The sequence below is a fragment of the Sporolactobacillus pectinivorans genome (genome assembly GCF_002802965.1).
GTDB lineage: Bacteria > Bacillota > Bacilli > Bacillales > Sporolactobacillaceae > Sporolactobacillus > Sporolactobacillus pectinivorans.
The window spans coordinates 3351824-3370378 of record NZ_NXGA01000001.1 but is presented as its reverse complement, the minus strand read 5'-3'; the positions used below and the strand labels follow the sequence as shown (position 1 = coordinate 3370378).

Annotated in this window: 17 protein-coding genes and 16 tRNA genes; 31 read left to right on the top strand and 2 right to left on the bottom strand. The window is 42.2% G+C overall.

Annotated elements, in window-relative coordinates:
- Positions 1-127: 127 nt before the first annotated feature.
- From COP04_RS16525 to COP04_RS16395, 26 genes are all read left to right on the top strand, one after another.
- Positions 128-219 (top strand) — tRNA-Ser (locus COP04_RS16525).
- Positions 220-233: 14 nt separating this feature from the next.
- Positions 234-308: transfer RNA gene (locus COP04_RS16520), tRNA-Glu, on the top strand.
- Positions 309-382: 74 nt separating this feature from the next.
- Positions 383-458 (top strand) — tRNA-Val (locus tag COP04_RS16515).
- 12 nt (positions 459-470) lie between these two features.
- A tRNA-Met gene (locus COP04_RS16510) sits at positions 471-547 on the top strand.
- Positions 548-549: 2 nt separating this feature from the next.
- Positions 550-625 (top strand) — tRNA-Asp (locus COP04_RS16505).
- Positions 626-702: 77 nt separating this feature from the next.
- Positions 703-778: transfer RNA gene (locus COP04_RS16500), tRNA-Phe, on the top strand.
- A gap of 9 nt (positions 779-787) precedes the next feature.
- A tRNA-Thr gene (locus COP04_RS16495) sits at positions 788-863 on the top strand.
- A 40-nt stretch (positions 864-903) separates the two neighbouring features.
- Positions 904-985 (top strand) — tRNA-Tyr (locus tag COP04_RS16490).
- A 10-nt stretch (positions 986-995) separates the two neighbouring features.
- Positions 996-1066, top strand: a tRNA-Trp gene (locus COP04_RS16485).
- A gap of 13 nt (positions 1067-1079) precedes the next feature.
- A tRNA-His gene (locus COP04_RS16480) sits at positions 1080-1155 on the top strand.
- Positions 1156-1161: 6 nt separating this feature from the next.
- Positions 1162-1233: transfer RNA gene (locus COP04_RS16475), tRNA-Gln, on the top strand.
- Positions 1234-1239: 6 nt separating this feature from the next.
- Positions 1240-1314: transfer RNA gene (locus COP04_RS16470), tRNA-Gly, on the top strand.
- Between the two features lie 9 nt (positions 1315-1323).
- A tRNA-Gln gene (locus COP04_RS16465) sits at positions 1324-1393 on the top strand.
- Between the two features lie 6 nt (positions 1394-1399).
- Positions 1400-1474 (top strand) — tRNA-Gly (locus tag COP04_RS16460).
- Between the two features lie 7 nt (positions 1475-1481).
- A tRNA-Cys gene (locus tag COP04_RS16455) sits at positions 1482-1555 on the top strand.
- 22 nt (positions 1556-1577) lie between these two features.
- Positions 1578-1659, top strand: a tRNA-Leu gene (locus COP04_RS16450).
- A 553-nt stretch (positions 1660-2212) separates the two neighbouring features.
- Complete coding sequence (locus COP04_RS16445; RefSeq protein WP_193437428.1) at positions 2213-5065, top strand: sigma-54-dependent transcriptional regulator; 2853 nt, start codon at positions 2213-2215, stop codon at positions 5063-5065.
- Positions 5066-5345: 280 nt separating this feature from the next.
- The gene (locus COP04_RS16440) at positions 5346-5843 is read left to right on the top strand and encodes a PTS sugar transporter subunit IIB (protein ID WP_100489018.1); all 498 of its coding nucleotides are present in this window, start codon (positions 5346-5348) and stop codon (positions 5841-5843) included.
- 193 nt (positions 5844-6036) lie between these two features.
- Positions 6037-7002: a mannose/fructose/sorbose PTS transporter subunit IIA gene (locus COP04_RS16435; RefSeq protein ID WP_100489017.1), complete on the top strand. Its 966-nt coding sequence runs from the start codon at positions 6037-6039 to the stop codon at positions 7000-7002.
- 32 nt (positions 7003-7034) lie between these two features.
- Positions 7035-7835 (top strand): PTS mannose/fructose/sorbose transporter subunit IIC, encoded by an 801-nt coding sequence (locus COP04_RS16430; protein WP_100489016.1) that lies wholly within the window; start codon positions 7035-7037, stop codon positions 7833-7835.
- Between the two features lie 19 nt (positions 7836-7854).
- Positions 7855-8766 carry a PTS system mannose/fructose/sorbose family transporter subunit IID gene (locus COP04_RS16425; protein ID WP_100489015.1) on the top strand — a complete coding sequence of 304 codons (912 nt, stop codon included), beginning with the start codon at positions 7855-7857 and terminating at the stop codon, positions 8764-8766.
- Positions 8767-9275: 509 nt separating this feature from the next.
- Positions 9276-9659, top strand: coding sequence for a DUF956 family protein (locus COP04_RS16415; RefSeq protein WP_100489013.1), 384 nt, complete (start codon positions 9276-9278; stop codon positions 9657-9659).
- A 624-nt stretch (positions 9660-10283) separates the two neighbouring features.
- Complete coding sequence (locus COP04_RS16410) at positions 10284-10553, top strand: transposase zinc-binding domain-containing protein (protein ID WP_100489012.1); 270 nt, start codon at positions 10284-10286, stop codon at positions 10551-10553.
- A gap of 18 nt (positions 10554-10571) precedes the next feature.
- Positions 10572-10820, top strand: a complete 249-nt coding sequence (locus tag COP04_RS16405; protein ID WP_100489011.1) for a hypothetical protein — start codon at positions 10572-10574, stop codon at positions 10818-10820.
- Positions 10821-11003: 183 nt separating this feature from the next.
- Complete coding sequence (locus COP04_RS16400; RefSeq protein WP_100489010.1) at positions 11004-11270, top strand: type II toxin-antitoxin system RelB/DinJ family antitoxin; 267 nt, start codon at positions 11004-11006, stop codon at positions 11268-11270.
- Positions 11263-11523, top strand: coding sequence for a Txe/YoeB family addiction module toxin (locus tag COP04_RS16395; RefSeq protein WP_100489009.1), 261 nt, complete (start codon positions 11263-11265; stop codon positions 11521-11523). The genes COP04_RS16400 and COP04_RS16395 overlap by 8 nt, the downstream gene beginning before the upstream one ends.
- A gap of 432 nt (positions 11524-11955) precedes the next feature.
- On the opposite strand, the gene COP04_RS16390 is transcribed toward COP04_RS16395, so the two are convergent.
- Complete coding sequence (locus tag COP04_RS16390) at positions 11956-13941, bottom strand: ABC transporter ATP-binding protein/permease (RefSeq protein WP_100489008.1); 1986 nt, start codon at positions 13939-13941, stop codon at positions 11956-11958.
- Positions 13942-14597: 656 nt separating this feature from the next.
- Here COP04_RS16390 and COP04_RS16385 point away from each other — a divergent pair.
- From COP04_RS16385 to COP04_RS16370, 4 genes are all read left to right on the top strand, one after another.
- Positions 14598-14918, top strand: coding sequence for a PadR family transcriptional regulator (locus COP04_RS16385; RefSeq protein WP_100489007.1), 321 nt, complete (start codon positions 14598-14600; stop codon positions 14916-14918).
- A complete protein-coding gene (locus tag COP04_RS16380; protein WP_100489006.1) occupies positions 14918-15796 on the top strand; it encodes a hypothetical protein in 879 nt (292 codons plus the stop codon). The genes COP04_RS16385 and COP04_RS16380 overlap by 1 nt, the downstream gene beginning before the upstream one ends.
- A gap of 290 nt (positions 15797-16086) precedes the next feature.
- Positions 16087-16332: a ferredoxin gene (locus COP04_RS16375; protein WP_162297117.1), complete on the top strand. Its 246-nt coding sequence runs from the start codon at positions 16087-16089 to the stop codon at positions 16330-16332.
- 20 nt (positions 16333-16352) lie between these two features.
- Positions 16353-16715 (top strand): DUF488 domain-containing protein, encoded by a 363-nt coding sequence (locus COP04_RS16370; RefSeq protein WP_338062855.1) that lies wholly within the window; start codon positions 16353-16355, stop codon positions 16713-16715.
- A 78-nt stretch (positions 16716-16793) separates the two neighbouring features.
- Here the strand turns inward: COP04_RS16370 and COP04_RS16365 are convergent, their stop codons facing one another.
- A complete protein-coding gene (locus COP04_RS16365; protein WP_100489003.1) occupies positions 16794-17099 on the bottom strand; it encodes a cupin domain-containing protein in 306 nt (101 codons plus the stop codon).
- Positions 17100-17642: 543 nt separating this feature from the next.
- Here COP04_RS16365 and COP04_RS16360 point away from each other — a divergent pair.
- The gene (locus COP04_RS16360; RefSeq protein ID WP_100489002.1) at positions 17643-18440 is read left to right on the top strand and encodes a sulfite exporter TauE/SafE family protein; all 798 of its coding nucleotides are present in this window, start codon (positions 17643-17645) and stop codon (positions 18438-18440) included.
- Positions 18441-18555 lie beyond the last annotated feature (115 nt).

Sequence of the window (18555 nt, the reverse complement as noted above, 5' to 3'; positions counted from 1 at the left end):
AGGCGAATCGAATGCAACTGAATATTATGCTTCGTAAGCAACCAATTGGGTCGGATTTTTAGCCATAATTCGGTATAAGTTGTGCCAATGTGCTTTGAATATTTGACTCTTTGCCGCGAAGCCTTTTGGAGAGCTGTCCGAGAGGCCGAAGGAGCACGATTGGAAATCGTGTAGACGGTCAAGGCCGTCTCGAGGGTTCGAATCCCTCGCTCTCCGCCATTATTTTTGGTTATGGCCCGTTCGTCAAGTGGTTAAGACACCACCCTTTCACGGTGGGTTCGTGGGTTCGAATCCCGCACGGGTCACCATTTTATCTTGATTTTTTGTATTCTATATAATAAAATATAATGGTGTTTCTGGCCGGAATATTTTTATTATGCATGGAGGATTAGCTCAGCTGGGAGAGCGTCTGCCTTACAAGCAGAGGGTCATAGGTTCGAACCCTATATCCTCCACCATTTATTCTTTATCGCGGGGTGGAGCAGTCTGGTAGCTCGTCGGGCTCATAACCCGAAGGTCGCAGGTTCAAATCCTGTCCCCGCAACCAATGGGTCCGTGGTGTAGTGGTTAACATGCCTGCCTGTCACGCAGGAGATCGGCGGTTCAAGTCCGCTCGGACCCGCCATTTTATTTTAATTAATCATCAGTATGTTTTAATTACATAATGAATTAATCTTAAGCATGCTGTTTCTTTTATATTTTGGCTCGATAGCTCAGTCGGTAGAGCAGAGGACTGAAAATCCTCGTGTCGGTGGTTCGATTCCGCCCCGAGCCACCATTATGGTATGCCGGTCTAGCTCAATTGGTAGAGCAACTGACTTGTAATCAGTAGGTTGGGGGTTCAAGTCCTCTGACCGGCACCATTTTTTTATGGGTTACTCTCTATCCTTAACCTATAGATGTGGAGGGATAGCGAAGAGGCTAAACGCGACGGATTGTAAATCCGTTCCCTTTGGGTTCGAAGGTTCGAAACCTTCTCCCTCCATTTATATTATAGGGGTATAGTTTAAAGGTAGAACTGAGGTCTCCAAAACCTCCAGTGTGGGTTCAATTCCTACTACCCCTGCTTTCTTGTTATGGCGGTTATGGTGAAGTGGTTAACACACCGGATTGTGGTTCCGGCATGCGTGGGTTCGATCCCCACTAACCGCCCCATATTTTTGGCCCATAGCCAAGCGGTAAGGCAACGGTTTTTGGTGCCGTCATGCGCTGGTTCGAATCCAGCTGGGCCAGTTTTTTGCGGAAGTAGTTCAGTGGTAGAACATCACCTTGCCATGGTGGGGGTCGCGGGTTCGAATCCCGTCTTCCGCTCCATTATGCTGGCGGCATAGCCAAGCGGTAAGGCAACGGTTTTTGGTGCCGTCATGCGCTGGTTCGAATCCAGCTGGGCCAGTTTTTTGCGGAAGTAGTTCAGTGGTAGAACATCACCTTGCCATGGTGGGGGTCGCGGGTTCGAATCCCGTCTTCCGCTCCATTATGGTGGCGGCATAGCCAAGCGGTAAGGCGCGGGTCTGCAAAACCCTTATCCCCGGTTCGATTCCGGGTGTCGCCTCCATTTTTAATGTTTTATTTATTGTGCCGGTGTGGCGGAATTGGCAGACGCGCACGACTCAAAATCGTGTTCCGCAAGGAGTGTCGGTTCGACCCCGACCACCGGTATTTCTAGGTTCAGATACGTGATGTTAGAATCTTGTGAAGAGCTTGTAAATCCTTAATATAGAGGGATTTATGGGCTTTTTTCATTTTTGTAGGTTTCTTATTGATCGACTCAACCACTTCCTTCTGTGCCGAAATGGTGAGCGTCAATGTTTACCTTCAAAAGATTGTTTGCTGATTCAACCAGTGTAATAAACAATTTTTTTCCGTAGTCAAGGTTATCCTCCAAGAATATCAATTTTGATTTCTGTTGACATCCGATTTTATCCATTAACTATAGTCAACAAAAACGGTACAAAATTTCTATACTTTTTTGGGAAACTGTGATAAAGGTGAGGGGCTAATCCCGTATTTTAAATAAACTCAATTAGGGTAGAGCATGTCTTCCTGCCCTTTCGTGATAATAATATTTTGCTAACTGAAAGAAGTAATCCATTGAAAATGTATGCCGTTTAAGCTGAAATAAATCTTGTATTCAAGATAATGAACTCGCTTACTTTTTTGACTTGTGATACACTAGCGATACACAATATAGTTAAAAAAGGAAGGGCATATAATGACACGGCGTGAAAAAGTTTTAACATATCTGGAAAAGCGCGCACTTAGTATGTCTCAAGGTGTCACAACTAGCGAAATATCCGAAGCTATCGGTTTGCTTCGCCCGAATGTTAGCAAGGAGTTAAATCAGCTGGTTAGAGAGGGAAGGATAAAGAAGACAAATGGCCGACCGGTTCATTATGTCGTGAATAATGCAGCCGGGAAACGTAAAACTAAGATGGAGCAGAAACCCAACATCGGGTTTGCAGGAGATGCTAGTATCAATAATCAGAGCATTAAAGAAAAATATACTGCAAATAAGAACGAAGTGGATGTTTTTGAGAACATGATCGGCAGTCGCGATAGCCTGAAGAATCAAGTCGAGCAGGCCAAAGCAGCGTTGCTTTATCCACCGCATGGACTGAATACACTGGTCATTGGGCCGACAGGATCCGGTAAGACGTATTTTGCTAATAAAATGTACCGTTTTGCACTGGACAGGGAGATCATTTCCAAAAAGGGATTTACCACATTCAATTGTGCAGATTACGCACACAATCCGCAGCTATTGATGTCGCATCTATTTGGCTACGTCAAGGGGGCTTTTACTGGTGCCAACGGTGATAAAGATGGCCTGATTCAGGAAGCTGATGGTGGAATGCTTTTTCTTGATGAAGTACATCGTCTGCCGCCTGAGGGACAAGAAATGATTTTTTATTTTATGGATCATGGAACATACAGCCGTTTAGGCGAAACTACCAAAGTTCATCATGCGGACGTCAGACTTGTTTATGCAACGACTGAAGACCCGGAAAGTTCATTGCTGCAGACTTTTGTCCGGCGTATTCCTATCATAATTCAACTGCCGGGCTTTAACCAAAGAAGCGCGCGCGAAAAATTGCAATTATTAGAACAATTATTAACGCTTGAAGCTAATCGTATTCATAAAAATATTCGTTTAAGTGAAGATGTAGTTCAAGCTTTGCTGGGAAGTGTAACATACGGTAATGTTGGACAGTTGAAATCTAATATTCAATTAGTGTGTGCTCAAGGTTTTTTGAATAGCATGCATAATAAAAATGAAATAACCCTGCTTTTTAGCCAGTTGCCATCTAATATCAAAGATGGACTTTCCAACTTGGCTAACAATCGGCAAGAACTGGGGAATCTGAGCCGTCTGCTCGAACCGACGATGGTGATCAAGCCTGATGCTAAGCGCGGTCTGCCCGACATTGACAGTTATGAACTGCCTTATAATTTGTATGAAATCATTGGCGATAAAGCCGCGCTGCTGAAAGACGAAGGATTGGATCAGGCAGCAATCAATAACTTCATTATGACCGATATCAATCTGCATTTAAAATCTTTTTATCGTCAAGGGAAGCTGGAAAAAACAGTAAGCAGTCTGAATGAGATCGTTGATCAAGAAATTATTGATTTAACAAAGCAGATCCAGCGGCTGCTTCAGGAAAGAGAGAATTATCCAGTCAGGGATAGTTTCATTTATGCTATGAGTTTACACATCAGTTCTTTTATTAAACGGGTCCAGTCAGGAAAACCGTTGCGCAATATTTCGGCTGATTTGATTTCAATGGTCCATGATTATCCAGCTGAACTCAAGATTGCTGAACGAATTAAAGATTTAATCGAGGACCATTATCATTTTCCTATTCCTGAATCTGAAGTTTATTACATGGCGATTCTTTTAGTATCTTTAAAATCAGAACCTAAAACCGGAAAAGTTGGAATCGTTGTGGCAGCCCATGGTAACAGTACCGCATCCTCAATGGTGCAAGTTGTTTCGCAACTGCTGTCTGTCGATAATATCGCCGCATATGATATGCCGCTTGAAATGAGTCCTAAAGTCGCATTGAATGGCATTGCATCACAGGTTAAAAATATCGATCAGGGCGACGGCGTTTTACTATTGGTTGACATGGGGTCTCTTAGCACATTTAGCAGTAAACTGACAGAGAAAACTAATGTGCATGTCAAAACGATCGATATGGTGACTACAGCGATGGTGTTGGAAGCAGCTCGTAAAACAGCACTGATAGATAGTGATCTTGAAACAGTATATCGGGAATTGCGTGAATTTGATGGTTATTCACGAACGATCGAAAAGGTCCAGAAAAAGAAGAATTATGTTCAGAAAATATCAGATCAAAGAGATAAGGCTATTATTGCGATTTGTTCGACTGGTGAAGGAACAGCTGGGAGAATTAAGGACCTGTTAGATAAGATATTAGTCGACAATCTGATCGATGATATTACAGTGATCACAGTTTCGGTCGTGAATATGAAAGAACAAATTGCTAAGATTCAGCAAAAATATAAAATCGTGGCCACGACCGGTGTTGTGAAGCCCAAAGTTGCTGCTCCATTTGTCTCATTAGAAAATTTGTTGCAGGGTGGAGGCGAGAGTTTTGTCAGTCTGATCGAAGAAATAAACAATCGTGCTGCATGTGAGGCGGAGACTCTGGAACATTCGGAGTTTTTAACGGAAGAAATGACTCAGAAATATTTGGGACAGTACTTTACATTCATTAATCCTGCAAAAATTGTAAAAATATTGTGGAATTATTGTGATTTTATTCAGCAGCGCAGTAAGTCTAAAATGTCAAATGCTTTCAAAGTTAGTTTGATCATGCATATGGCAGGAGCGCTTGAGCGTTATCTGACACGCTCAGAAATGAGTGTCGATGAGCAAAGACTATCTAGCGTCAAAACGGAAAAACTGTATCCTATCGTTAAACAGGCGAATGAGGTTCTGTATGAAACACTTAATATCAATCTTTCAGATGCTGAAGTGTATTATATCGTCGAATTATTTAATACAGAAAAAGAAAAAAATGATACACAAAACAATTGATACACTTTTTTAGTGTGTCAATTGTTTTTTTGTTAGTGGATAAATCCTGTTGTGCCGGTTCTTTTATGCGATACACAAAAAGTGGCACGTAACTTGCTTATACTGAAGTGTAGGTATTATCTGAGGAGTTTGGCCATTTCGCGGTTTGAAACCCAAATCATGAAAGCGCTATGGTGTACTCAGAAACTACGAACGCGTGATGTACGTGGATTAATTACTCGGCAAAAGTGGAGGGTGATGTTAGTTGTATTAGCCGCACTAGAAATGATGGTGGATTGTCATGACGATGGATGTTCGTTTATTACGTATTGACAGTCGCTTGCTGCATGGGCAGGTTACTACTAATTGGGCAAAAGCTATAAAAGTTAATCGTATCTTAGTTGTGTCAGATCGTGTGGCGCACGATCTGACACGCAAGACATTGATCGTACAAGCTGCACCTCCTGGAATTAGAGCGAATGTCATCACGGTGGAGAAAATGATAAGAATATATCATGATCCGCGTTTTGCCTTTTTAAAACCTATGATTCTGGTTGAGGATCCAGTTGATGCAAGATGTGTTGTCGAAGGTGGCATAAAGATTGATTCTATCAATATTGGTGCTATTAGTTTTGACACTACGCGGGTAATGGTTACCGATGCGATAGCTGTTAATGCTGCCGATGTGGAGGCTTTCAAGTGGTTTCATGATCGTGGTATTAAGCTTGACGTCCGCAAGGTTTCCAATGATAGTTCAAAAAATCTTTGGAAGTCGCTTTCCGAAAAGGGCTTAGTGTAGATCAAATGATTCTTTTATAATTTTCTGCCATACTTTACCGTCTAGTTCCCCCAACATTGAAGGGTGGTGAGAAGCATTTCAGCACAATACATGGGATTCAGTATGTTGTTCCAAACTTATGGAAGCGATAACATTGCTGAATGCTTTAGCAATAGGCTAAAGTGAAAATATTTATATAGGGAGGTATTAAACAATGGTAGGTATTATCCTGGCAAGCCACGGCGGTTTTGCTGAAGGCATTTTCCAATCCGGCTCAATGATTTTTGGAGAGCAGGAGAATGTCAAAGCTGTTACCTTAATGCCAAACGAAGGTCCCGCTGACATTAAGGCAAAAATGCAAAAAGCAATTGCATCTTTCGACGATCAAGAAGAAGTGCTGTTCTTAGTCGATCTTTGGGGCGGGACACCTTTCAACCAAGTCAACAGCTTGTTTGAAGAACACAAAGACAAATGGGCAATCGTTGCTGGTATGAACTTACCGATGTTGATCGAAGCGTATGCTTCACGCTTATCAATGAACACAGCGCATGAAATCGCTGCACATATTTTGGGCACAGCTAAAGAAGGGGTCAAAGTAAAACCTGAAGAGTTAGAGCCAGCAGGAGCAACTGCGCCTGTTCAACGATCAAAGAAAGGGGCCCCTGGTAAATTTAAATACGTACTCGCACGTGTTGACTCTCGTTTACTCCACGGGCAAGTAGCAACGGCATGGGCAAAAACGACTCAGCCGACGCGTATCATCGTCGTATCTGATGCAGTAGCTAATGATGAGCTTCGTAAGAAATTGATCCAACAAGCTGCACCGCCAGGCGTCAAAGCACATGTTGTTCCTGTCGCTCAAATGATCAAACTTGCGAAAGATGATCAACACTTCGGCGGTGAACGCGTGCTACTTCTTTTCGAAAATCCGCAAGATGCGCTCAGAGCGGTTGAAGGCGGCGTTCCATTGAAGACAATCAACGTTGGTTCGATGGCTCACTCAACTGGTAAAGTCCAACCGAACAAAGTGTTGGCCTTTGACCAAGACGATATTGATACTTTCCATAAGTTAAAAAAAGCAGGGCTCGACTTCGATGTACGTAAAGTACCAAACGATTCAAAAGGTAACATGGACGAAATTATCAAGAGAGCTCAAGATGAGTTAAACAAATTAAGATAATCTTAATTATCAGGAGAAAAGGAGGATTACTCATGACTTTAAATATTATTCAAATAATATTAGTCGTTATCGTCGCATTTCTAGCCGGTATGGAAGGAATCCTGGATGAATTTCACTTCCACCAACCAGTAATCGCTTGTACGTTAATTGGCTTAGTTACAGGAGACTTAATACCATGTATTATCTTAGGCGGTACTCTCGAAATGATTGCTCTAGGCTGGGCAAATATCGGTGCCGCTGTAGCGCCTGATGCTGCATTGGCATCAATTGCATCTGCAATTATTTTAGTCCTTGGCGGACAGGGCAGTGCTGGTGTCCCTTCTGCAATCGCAATCGCCGTTCCGCTTGCAGTTGCAGGTTTATTATTACAAGTCATCTGCCGTACGATTGCCACAGCATTTGTACACTTTATGGATGCTGCAGCCAATGAAGGAAATATCAGAAAGGTTGAACTCTGGCACATCATCGCTATCTGCATGCAAGGGGTACGTATTGCGATCCCGGCTGCATTAATTTTAGCTATTGGTGCCGGTCCAGTGAGAGGCCTGCTCGCAGCTATGCCAACTTGGCTGACAGCCGGTTTAGCAATCGGTGGCGGCATGGTCGTAGCCGTTGGTTATGCCATGGTTATTAACATGATGGCTACCAAAGAGGTATGGCCGTTCTTCGCAATTGGTTTCGTACTCGCGACGGTTACACAAATCACACTTATCGGTCTTGGGGCCATCGGCGTGGCTCTTGCACTTATCTATTTAGCGCTTTCCAAACAAGGCGGCTCAGGTAATGGCGGAAACACCGGTGATCCTCTAGACGATATTATTGATAACTACTAAGAAGGAGGCGGGCATAAAAATGGCACAAAAATTAGAATTATCAAAAAAAGATCGTATTTCTGTTTGGTGGCGTTCAACTTTCCTCCAAGGCTCTTGGAACTATGAACGTATGCAAAACGGTGGTTGGGTTTATACAATGATTCCCGCAATCAAAAAACTATACAAATCTAAGGAAGACCGTACTGCTGCACTAAAACGTCACTTGGAATTCTTTAATACTCACCCATATGTCGCTTCACCGATTATTGGTGTGACTTTAGCGCTTGAAGAGGAACGTGCAAATGGTGCGCCCGTTGACGACGTAGCCATTCAAGGGGTTAAAGTCGGCATGATGGGACCTTTAGCAGGTATCGGGGATCCGGCTTTCTGGTTCACAGTTAAACCAATTATTGGTGCATTAGCGGCTTCTCTCGCTATAACTGGTAATATACTTGGACCAATTATTTACTTCGTTGCATGGAATATCATTCGTATGGCATTCATGTGGTATACACAAGAGGCCGGTTACAAAGCCGGGTCTAAAATTACTGAGGACTTATCCGGCGGATTACTTCAAGATATTACGAGAGGCGCATCAATCCTTGGCATGTTCGTCCTTGGAGCATTGGTCAACCGTTGGGTATCTGTAAAATTCACGCCAGTTGTCTCTTCAGTTAAACTTTCCAATGGCGCTTATATTGATTGGAATCATATACCTTCAGGAGCGCAAGGGATTAAAGCTGTGTTGGAACAGCAAGCTTCCGGCCTTTCATTAGAGGCTACTAAAATAACGACTTTACAAAACAACTTAGATAGCTTAATTCCTGGCTTAGCTGCATTGGCATTAACACTTCTTTGCATGTGGCTGCTTAAGAAGAAGGTTTCTCCAATTATTATGATTCTTGGGTTGTTCGTGGTTGGTATCGGCTTACACTTACTCAACGTAATGTAATGTCGAAGATTCTGGTTTGAGTATTTTTATTTAATCGTTGTGTCATCAGGTTGAGCCTGATTCCTTTTAAGTCAAGGATTTCAGGCTTTTTTTTCGATTCTTCTACTGAAACATAGCGTGATTCTACCATGTCTTTGCGTGAAAGATGTTATGAGTCCATGTAAAAAAGGAAAATGGTATGGCCACTGCGGATGGATCTGTTTGGACTGTGGGATGGAATAAAAAACGGACACGCTATCATCGAAATTGGCCCGGCGAATTGGATTCCGTAACGGGTAAACAGAGTCGGTCCAAGAAGTATGATGACGGTCTGAAAAATATTTTGAAGCCTCCCCCCAAAAAACACATTCCGCTATCATTGGTTTCCAGTTACAGCCATCTCCATGGCGCGAACTGATCTGCTTATTCTCAAATCTATTTGATCGCTCAAGAATACGCGAACTATATTGTTTGACTGATAGAAGTAAAGTATAATAAAGCTGTAAAATGAAGGGGAATGGGGCTAAAAGATGGTTCAATCAATGAATACAAAAGTCGACTTTGTAACCGCTGCCAATTCTTATATCGGACTGACTGATTATGGTAAAATCATGATTGGCGACAAGGGTTTTGAGTTTTATAATGACCGGGATGCCCGAAAATATATTCAAATTCCTTGGGATGATATTGATTGTGTCATTGCTTCAGTAATGTTCAAGGGAAAGTGGATTCCTCGCTATGCATTAAGAACCAAGAAAAATGGAACTTACACTTTCGCTTCCAAGCATCCGAAGAAAGTTCTGCGTGAGATACGTAAATACGTTAAACCGGAACGAATGGTTAGGTCGCTGACGTTCTTTCAAGTTGTCAAGCGCGGCCTAAAAGCCAAGTTCGGTCGAAAAAGTAGTAATTAGTATTCTGAATTTCGCTGTCATGTTTAAACTGATTTGATTTTTGATTTCTCAAATATGCTGGATCTCTTGTTTTTACAAGAGCAAACATTTGCAAAGTTAATTCGCTAGTATTTAAATTATGTTAGCAAGTTTTTTTCAAAACTCTTAAAATCTATGGCCGTTTTTCTGAATGGGTATTTTTTTTCTAAGCGTATAATGAGTATTCAAAATCATCATTAATTAAATCAGTATTAATACAAGCCCGATTCCTTTTTTTATGAAAATTATTTTGTTTTTATCAGCAGGTTCCAGTGTTTCCCTTTCCTTTACCGATCCATTATATATGACTTAAGTTTACTAAAACAGAATTTGTTGGGTCATTTTTAGAGATACCTGTTTAACAGTAAAAAACGTTATTAACAATAAATGGAACTCAAGATCGTGTTCCGCAAGGAGTCGGTTCCACCCCGACCACCGGTATTTCTAGGTTCAGATACGTGACGTTAGAATCTTGAGAAGAGCTTGTAAATCCTTGATGTGAGGGGATTTGTGAGCTTTTTTCGTTGTTTAGGAAACTATAAAATATCGACTTGTGGATAACTGCCCGTTAAACTAGCTGTAGAACATTCAGGGAGAGTCCGAATCATGGAGAAACGGAAAAGCAGTGCGGTTAAGCAGATTCTTAAAGAACATTTCGATGGCTTCTGGAAACTCCGCTCGGATCAGTTTCCCGAAGCTTATCGTGAGGATATCAGGGAAACGGTTCAGAAGGCGATCAAATGCGGGACACGTGACCTGGGCTATGCCAAGTATGAGTGCTTAGGTTGTGAAGAAAATCCTGTTCCTGTCTTCGTCTGCTTTACCTGTAAAAGCCGTTTTTGCCATAAGTACGGAAAGAAGTATACGGATGATTGATCGTAGAAGCAACAGAACATGATCTTTGATGTGCCTCACCGCCATATGGTTTTTACTGTTCCCAAAGAACTGCGGAATGTTTTCTACTATGATCGATCGAAACTCAATGAGTTAAGCTGGAAGGTCGCTGAAGTCTTTAAGTTTTATTATTCAGGGGCAGCGCCTCAGAATAAAATTTTGATCAACGGAAATTTGGGCGTCCATAAAAATACAAATGTTTTTATGGAGAACCTGCTTAGTTTTTCCATTGCATTGATGTTGATGTGACTGTCTGTACAAACAGCGAATGAAAATTGGAACCTATTCGCAATGATTTTCGTTATTCAGATGTCTGAAGTCAATTCGCAAAATAGTGCGGCAAATCCTGCATATATAATAGTGCAAAATAATTTTATTGTATACACATATTAATGAATGTGCATTATAATATAAATGAAAGGAGTTTTTAAAATGGCAGAAACGAAAAGTGTTCAGATTCGTCTTGATAAAAAGTTAAAAGAAGATGCCGATAAAATGTTTAATGAAATGGGATTAACTATGACTTCCGCGATTACATTATTCATTAAACAAACGGTAACGCAACGGCGAATTCCGTTTGAAATTGTTGCCGATCCTTTTTTCAGTGAGGAAAATCAGAACGTATTAAAAGAATCGCTAAAGCAATTTGAGCAGGGGAGAATCAAAACACATAAGCTTATTGGTGAAGACGATGAATAAATCGTTTACCGACATCGCATGGGAAGATTATTTATATTGGCAGAAGCAAGATAAAAAAACATTGAAACGTATTAATATGCTGCTGAAAGATATTGACCGTAATGAGCACTTTGGTATAGGTAAATCAGAAAAATTAAAGGGTAATTTATCCGGTTGGTATAGTACAAGGATAGACCAAGTCAATCGATTAGTTTTTAAAATTGATCATGATACGCTGTATGTCTTGCAATGCCGAACGCATTATGAAAGATAAAACGATACAATCGAGATTCAAAAGACAAATTTTACACATGAACTTGCAAAAGCCTATTAAATCAATACTTTGACACCTTTATTGACCCCCGACCACCGGTATTTCTATGTTTTATCCAGTCACGGTGCTATTATTGAAGAGCTGAGAAATGCTGATGTATCAGTACTTCTCAGCTCTTCGCTATTTGCCGTGTGAGGCATAGAAACGATAAGATTTATCTTTTCTTTCCACAAATCTTCCGCATAACATGACGATGATATCAAGCACTCCGAGGGTGCGCTTCTCGTCATCCTCGCGCATCTGCCCTTATCATAACTACAAAAAGCTCACGCCGATTCAACGGTGTGAGCTTCATAATAGTAGTTCGGAAGAAATTTTTACACTTATCCTTTGTGTTTATCCATTCGGAACAGCTTCATTGTTTTGGATATCTTATTCTGAAGCTAATGCATCAATAGGATTCAAGCCTGCCGCGCGCCGTGCCGGCAACAGGGCAGCAATAAAAGCAATAATCAGAGCGATGATAAAGGCAAATAGCACATTGTTAAACGTGACTTGCACAAGGTTATATTTAGCCAAGTGATAGAGTACATGGTTAAGAGCACTACCGACCCCATAGGCGAGCACTGTGGCAAATACAGAACTTAACAAACCAATGAGGATCGATTCGCTCGTGAAGAGCCGGCGGATATCGCGTTTGCTTTCACCCATTGCACGTAAAATACCGATTTCTTTTATCCGGTCATTGACGGACATAAACATGGTCACAATGATCATCAGCGCCGAGACTAGCAGTGAAATGCCGGCAATTGCAGACAGTACATTGGATGCTAAATTGATAAATGTGTTGATGGTATCCAATGTATCAGAAATGACGATCGCATTGAAAACACGCTTGTTGCTCGTGTTTATCTTATTAATTGTATTTCCCAGAGCTTTAACGTGGCTCATTTTATCGACATTAACCGTGGCAAACGTGGCCTGAGTCGAGGCATTTGCATTTTTTAATGAATCATACATGGTGTTATAATTCATGGCATTGATCCCGCCGTTCTGGGCGGCGGCGCTGCTGCTCGTAATTCCGGAAACGGTCAGTTTCTTTTGAATCTGGATCGGTTTGCCATGAGAATTATAGGCCGTGTAGGTCACAGTGACTTTCTTACCGATGATGTTCTTCCAGTTTGTGGCTGACCATTCTTTTGCTACTGCTGTTTCGTCAACCATAATCTCATTATCACCGGCCGCATGCCCTGCTTGAATAATTGAAGTTTGCAGACTGTGCGTCCACGTTTGAATAGACGACAGAGTCAGTGTTTTACTGCCAATCGTTATTGTGGGATTACTGATTCTATAGCCTGGTTCGACACTTACAACGTGTTTTAAATTTTTCAGCTGCTGAATTTGGGACGAGCTCAGGGTGTTACCTGTACTGGTCGTTGCCATTGCCGTTCGTGCCGCCCCCCGGGGAGAAGCAGTTGCCGAATTGCTGTATCTTGATACGGTGATCGCCTGCGGATTGACCAATGAATTGACCTGTTCGTTAATGTATCCTTTAACTCCGTTGCCTAAACCGCTGAACAACATGACGGCGGAGAGTCCGATAGCTGTACCAAGGATAATAAGCGAATTGCGCCCAAAATGGAATTTAAGGTGTTTAAATGCCGTAAAATAGCTTGCCCAGGCCGGAAGCGGACGCGACTGGATCTGCGCGGTCTCCGCAGGTATCGGGTAGGCATCTTTCAAAGTTTCTTCCTGGTCTATTTTCCCGTCTTTCAAGTGAACAATACGCGTGCCATAATCGGCAACGGCCTGAGAGTGAGTGACGGCAATAACGAGCCGCCCCTCTTTGGCAATTTGGTTTAAAATGCGCAGGACTTCTTCGGTGTTTTGTGAGTCTAATGCCCCCGTAGGCTCGTCCGCAATGATAATTTTCGGGTCACTGGCCAAAGCCCTGGCAATAGCTACACGCTGCTTCTGACCACCGGACAGCTGGCTCGGATATTTTCGGATATGGTCCAGCAGCCCGACTTTTTTTAACAATGCTTTGGCCCGTTCTTCGCGTTCACTTTTGGACAGTGTCGTCATATCCAGTGAAATGATGACGTTATCAAGTACATTCAAATGGCTGATTAAATTATAAGATTGATAAATATAGCCCACCGTTTCCCGGCGAAACCGGTCCAATGCTTTAGCCTTCGAGTGATTTAATCGTTGGCCATTTATCAATACTTCGCCGCTGAAATTTCGATCAAGCCCACCGATAATATTCATCAGCGTTGTTTTTCCACCACCGGATTCACCCAGAATAGATACAAATTCACCGCGTTCAAAGCTGAGATTAATACCTTTTAAAACGGGTTGTTCTTCTTTGCCTAAATAGTATGATTTGTGGATGTTCTTGAGCTCCAAAAAGTGCACTGATACTGCCTCCTCTTATGTAGGCGAATCTGAGTTTCTGTTTCTGATACACATTATTCGTTAAGAAAAACTTTTTTATTACCAGCTTGAAGCCATTGGCTAAGTTGTCTTCTGATCGCTCCTGACCCGTATATCGACTACCCCCTCTCATGTTGTTGTAAAAGAGTGTAACATGGAAAAATTAACTGAATATTAACTGGATGGACTTCTTTTTGAAGTGGTGCAAAAGAAGATACCGCGGAATATCCTTTTTCAACACGACAATTAAATAGAATTCCTAAGTTGTGCTTAATGGAAACGCAAAGCGGTTGATCTATTTAAATATGGTGACATTGTTTGCAAGATAAGACAAATTAATCCTTAATTCTTCATTAGTCAATCTAGTTAAGACCTGTTCCATGCGAGTGTTAAAGTAATTTTCTAATTTCCACCGACTGGGTGATACAAAGGAGCTACTCCTTTGTATGATTATAGGTGACCAAACCCAAAACATACAAGGAGGCTCCTCATGTGCTCAGTGTGGAGGGAAAGTCGTGCCTATTCATTCTATGGACATCGCCCGGGATCTAATAAAATCTTGACAACAATAAAAGGATGTTTTATTATTAAGCAAAACTTAGTAAGTTTAACTTAATAAAGTGGAAAGGAAATTTTAAATGAGACAAAAGGAGTTAGGCCGTTTTTCTGATGTGTCATTTCTTATTTTATCTAGTTTGGCAAGCGGACCGAAACATGGGTATGCCATGATGGAAGACATTAAGGTATTCAGTGGTACTCAACTGGAACCAGGAACACTGTATGGCGCAATTGCACGATTAGAGAAATTGGGATGGATCGAAGCTCTGGCTGCCGAGGAAAGGCGCCGCCCTTATCACATCACAAACAAGGGAGCAACCGTTTTTAGGGAGCAGGTAGCAACATTAGAACAAATTGCCATGACCGGAAAAAGACGATTGGCAACACTGGAGGGGTTCTGATGCGTTGGTTATTAAAACTTTATCCGCGTGCTTGGCGTGTGCGTTATGAAGATGAAATGTTAGCTGTTTTAGAGGAACACAAAATAACACTTGTTACGATGATTGACTTACTAATAGGAGCCCTTGATGCAAATTTAAATTTCAGTTTTTTTACAGAGGGAGTTTCATATATGACAAACCGAATTCGTTCAGGGATTGTGATGGTTTTTGGTGCCTTTGTGCTATATGGCGTAGGTTGGAGTTTGCTTCAACGGCTCAATGACCCTGTTCCTAACTTTCAAGTGGTCGACAAAATTCATCCGGAGTTTGGAGTTCTTTATCATGCCGTTTTTATTGTTGGTTCTATCTCATTTTTAACGATTTTAATTGGTGGTCTTCCTATCTTTTTCATTTCTGTTAAACGGGCATTCAAAAATAGAAAATCAGATGTGTTACATCCATTTTGGTTCTCTCTTTCGTGTTTACTCTTATTTGCACTTTTTACGGCAATCTTTACGGTAATGCTTGTGTTCTGGCACTTGCAAGCTTATATCTTTGCCCTTTTGATTGGGTACTTAATCCTTTCGACTCTCCTATTAATTGCAGGTACTGCTGCGGTCTCACTTGTTGTCATAAGAACTGAGTTTCAATTATCTGAAATAAAATTTGTATATATCCCTGAAATAGTCATTCTGTTTGGCATGGCGGTATCAGTAGTGCTCTCGACCATCCTAATTGTTCAGATTACTGTTCATTCACCGCAATTATTTATGACACAAGATGTGAATAGCCTGATGTTCATTACAGGTCTATTCTTGATGTCACTGGGTACCATCTTTGCTTCAATGGGGCTTAAACGTGGATCAATAAAAGGACTTGACCAGATAACCCAAGCGTAATTTCATGAGAAAATTTTATTATTTAGAGAGATTGTATGATGAAATACACTTTGGCTAAAATTCTGATCAGGTGTTGGTTCACGATTTTCCTCACACTGATTATTGCATCTCTATTTGACTTAATTCACGTCATTTATTGAGAGATCTTGAGTTATACGACGGGGTCGCACGCAAATTGATCGAGATCATGGAGATTCTCTCATCCGGCTGTTATGCTTGTGAATGAATTCAGTAACCCAGATATTTATGATTATGCAACAGGCTGGGTTTGGAAAGAGAGGTTTTCAGGATTGGCTAAATATACGCGTGTGAATCAGGATACTTGTATCGCCTGCGGTGCCTGTCAGGCGTCGGCACCCGACATTTTTGATTGTGACGAGGAGGGGATCGCTTTCTCGCTTATTGACGGGAATCAGGGTATTCGTCCAATTCCTGAAGAGCTTCTTGAGGATCTGGAGGACGCCTATATGGGCTGTCCGACTGAGTCGATTGAAGTAGGGGAACATCCGCTCACTGACGGAATCAAAGAACACTAAGGAGCATGGGGGCTATGCCGATGATTCAAATCAAACGCATCTATGAACCGGCTGTGCCTGAGGACGGGCAGCGTTATCTGGTCGACCGGCTGTGGCCGCGGGGGGTGTCGAAAGACCGCGCCCGGCTGGTGGGCTGGCTTAAAGACTTAGCGCCTAGTCCTGAGCTGCGTCGCTGGTTCAACCATGAGGCGGGCAAGTTCGAATTGTTTCGGAGTAAGTATATAGATGAACTTACGCATGATCAGGAGAAACGGCTGTTGTTGGAGCGGATTGCCACCGAAAGCAGGGAGGGGACAATCACACTTGTTTATGCGGCGAGAGATCCGTTGGTGAATCATGCCATCGTGCTGCTGATATTTCTCCGTACTCAATATGATGTGTAGACAAACGGCAGGCAGGAGGGTCCTGCAATAATCGGACTCCGTCCTGCCTGTTATTTGCTGTGCACCTGGTCTGGACAGTCATTCCGCTGCCGCATCGGGCTGCTTGATAATGATAATTTCGCTGTTCTGATTGGCCCTCAGCCCATGTTCTTCACCGGCATTCAGCCGGACGAATTTCCCCGGAACGAGCTGTACCGATTGCTCCTCTGTCGAAAAGATCACTTCACCTTTGACCGGAATCACGGTGACCCGTGCCGGTCCACCATGATGTTTTCCTATTTCCTGTCCTTCCTTCAAAGACAGATGGACGATAGTGACCGCTGGATCGATAAAAAGTATTTCCTTCAGCCGGGTATTTTGTTCGTGCAGTGTATAAACGTTCATCCTTTCTCCTCTTTTCAGCTTAACTGTTTTAAATGATAATTCCTATCATTGATAATAAGGAATAGGCAGGCATCATACCATGATCCAGATCAAGTTTCTTTGATTAAGAGTATGGCTATGATAAAAGCTCTTATGGGGGTGTCAATGTCCGTTTTGCGTACAGAAGGCTCATGAATCCGCACTGCGCCAAATGGAATCCCTCGGCAGGCGTTGAAAAGTTATCAGGCCAAAACACTGGTCTTTCTTAAAGGCAAATCGCTGACTCATTATTTTTTTCATTGTTAAAGGGCTGGCCGCCGTTTATCGGCAAAATAGTGATGGAAAACGCTGGATCAACAGTCTGATCGGTGAAAGGATTTTTTTCGAGGCAATAGGTTTTACAAAATTTCTTCAAATGTATAGATTTATAATAAGTTGTGAAAGCAATGAGAATACGACCGTTTATAATAATATCGATGGTTCTCGTGAATACTCATTCGATGTATATGCAACATTACTTTAGAATGAAGCAAACTTTTTTTATGGAAAGGTGAAATATGATTCATGTTATATCACTATTTGTTCATTCTTTTTCCGGTTGGTGTTTTAGCAGGAATAATAAGTTCGTCTGTAGGACTTGCCTCACTCGTTTCCTATCCTGCATTGCTCGCCTTAGGGATACCGCCCGTGTATGCCAATGTAACCAACACTGCCGCACTCATATTTACAGGAGTGGGGTCGGGAATAGCATCAAAGCGCGAGTTGCGCGGTCATGGTCACAATCTTATTAAACTGTTACCGCTTACTATAATCGGCAGCATCTGTGGCAGTATACTCTTATTAATAGCACCGGCGACAACATTTGAGCATGTTGTCCCTTTTTTCATTTTCGGCGCGGCGTTACTGATTTTACGTCCGAAGCAAACGAGTAAGGATAAGAGCAGGCAGCAAAGCGCCATCAGCGATGAAAATAAGGAAGGCATGTTTCGACTGAAAGCGGCTGAAGTCGCTTATAGTATAGCCATTCTCGTTGTTGGGGCTTATACGGGATACTTCGGCGCGGCTGGCGGCGTGATTATGCTGGCCATCTTTGCGGCAACAAGCCATGCAAAATTTGCGGAGTATAACGCAATGAAAAATGTATCGTTAGGTGCATCAAATCTTGTAGCCACGTTACTTTATGCCATTCGCTCACATATCTATTGGCTAGCGGTGGCACCCCTGGCTGCCGGACTTTTCATCGGCGGATATATCGGTCCCTATATTGTGCGTCTTATTCCTTCTAAAGTGATGAAAATCGTCATAGCCATTGGGGCGATGGGGCTCGCCACGTCTTTATTCATACAGACCTACTTTGGGTAAAACATTTTTATATGAGACTTGAGGAACTTTGGTGAAACTTTATGAGACAAAAAAGTGTGAGCACGAATGAATGACAATCATTTAAAAGAAGATTAGACAAGTGTAAGTGTCAAAT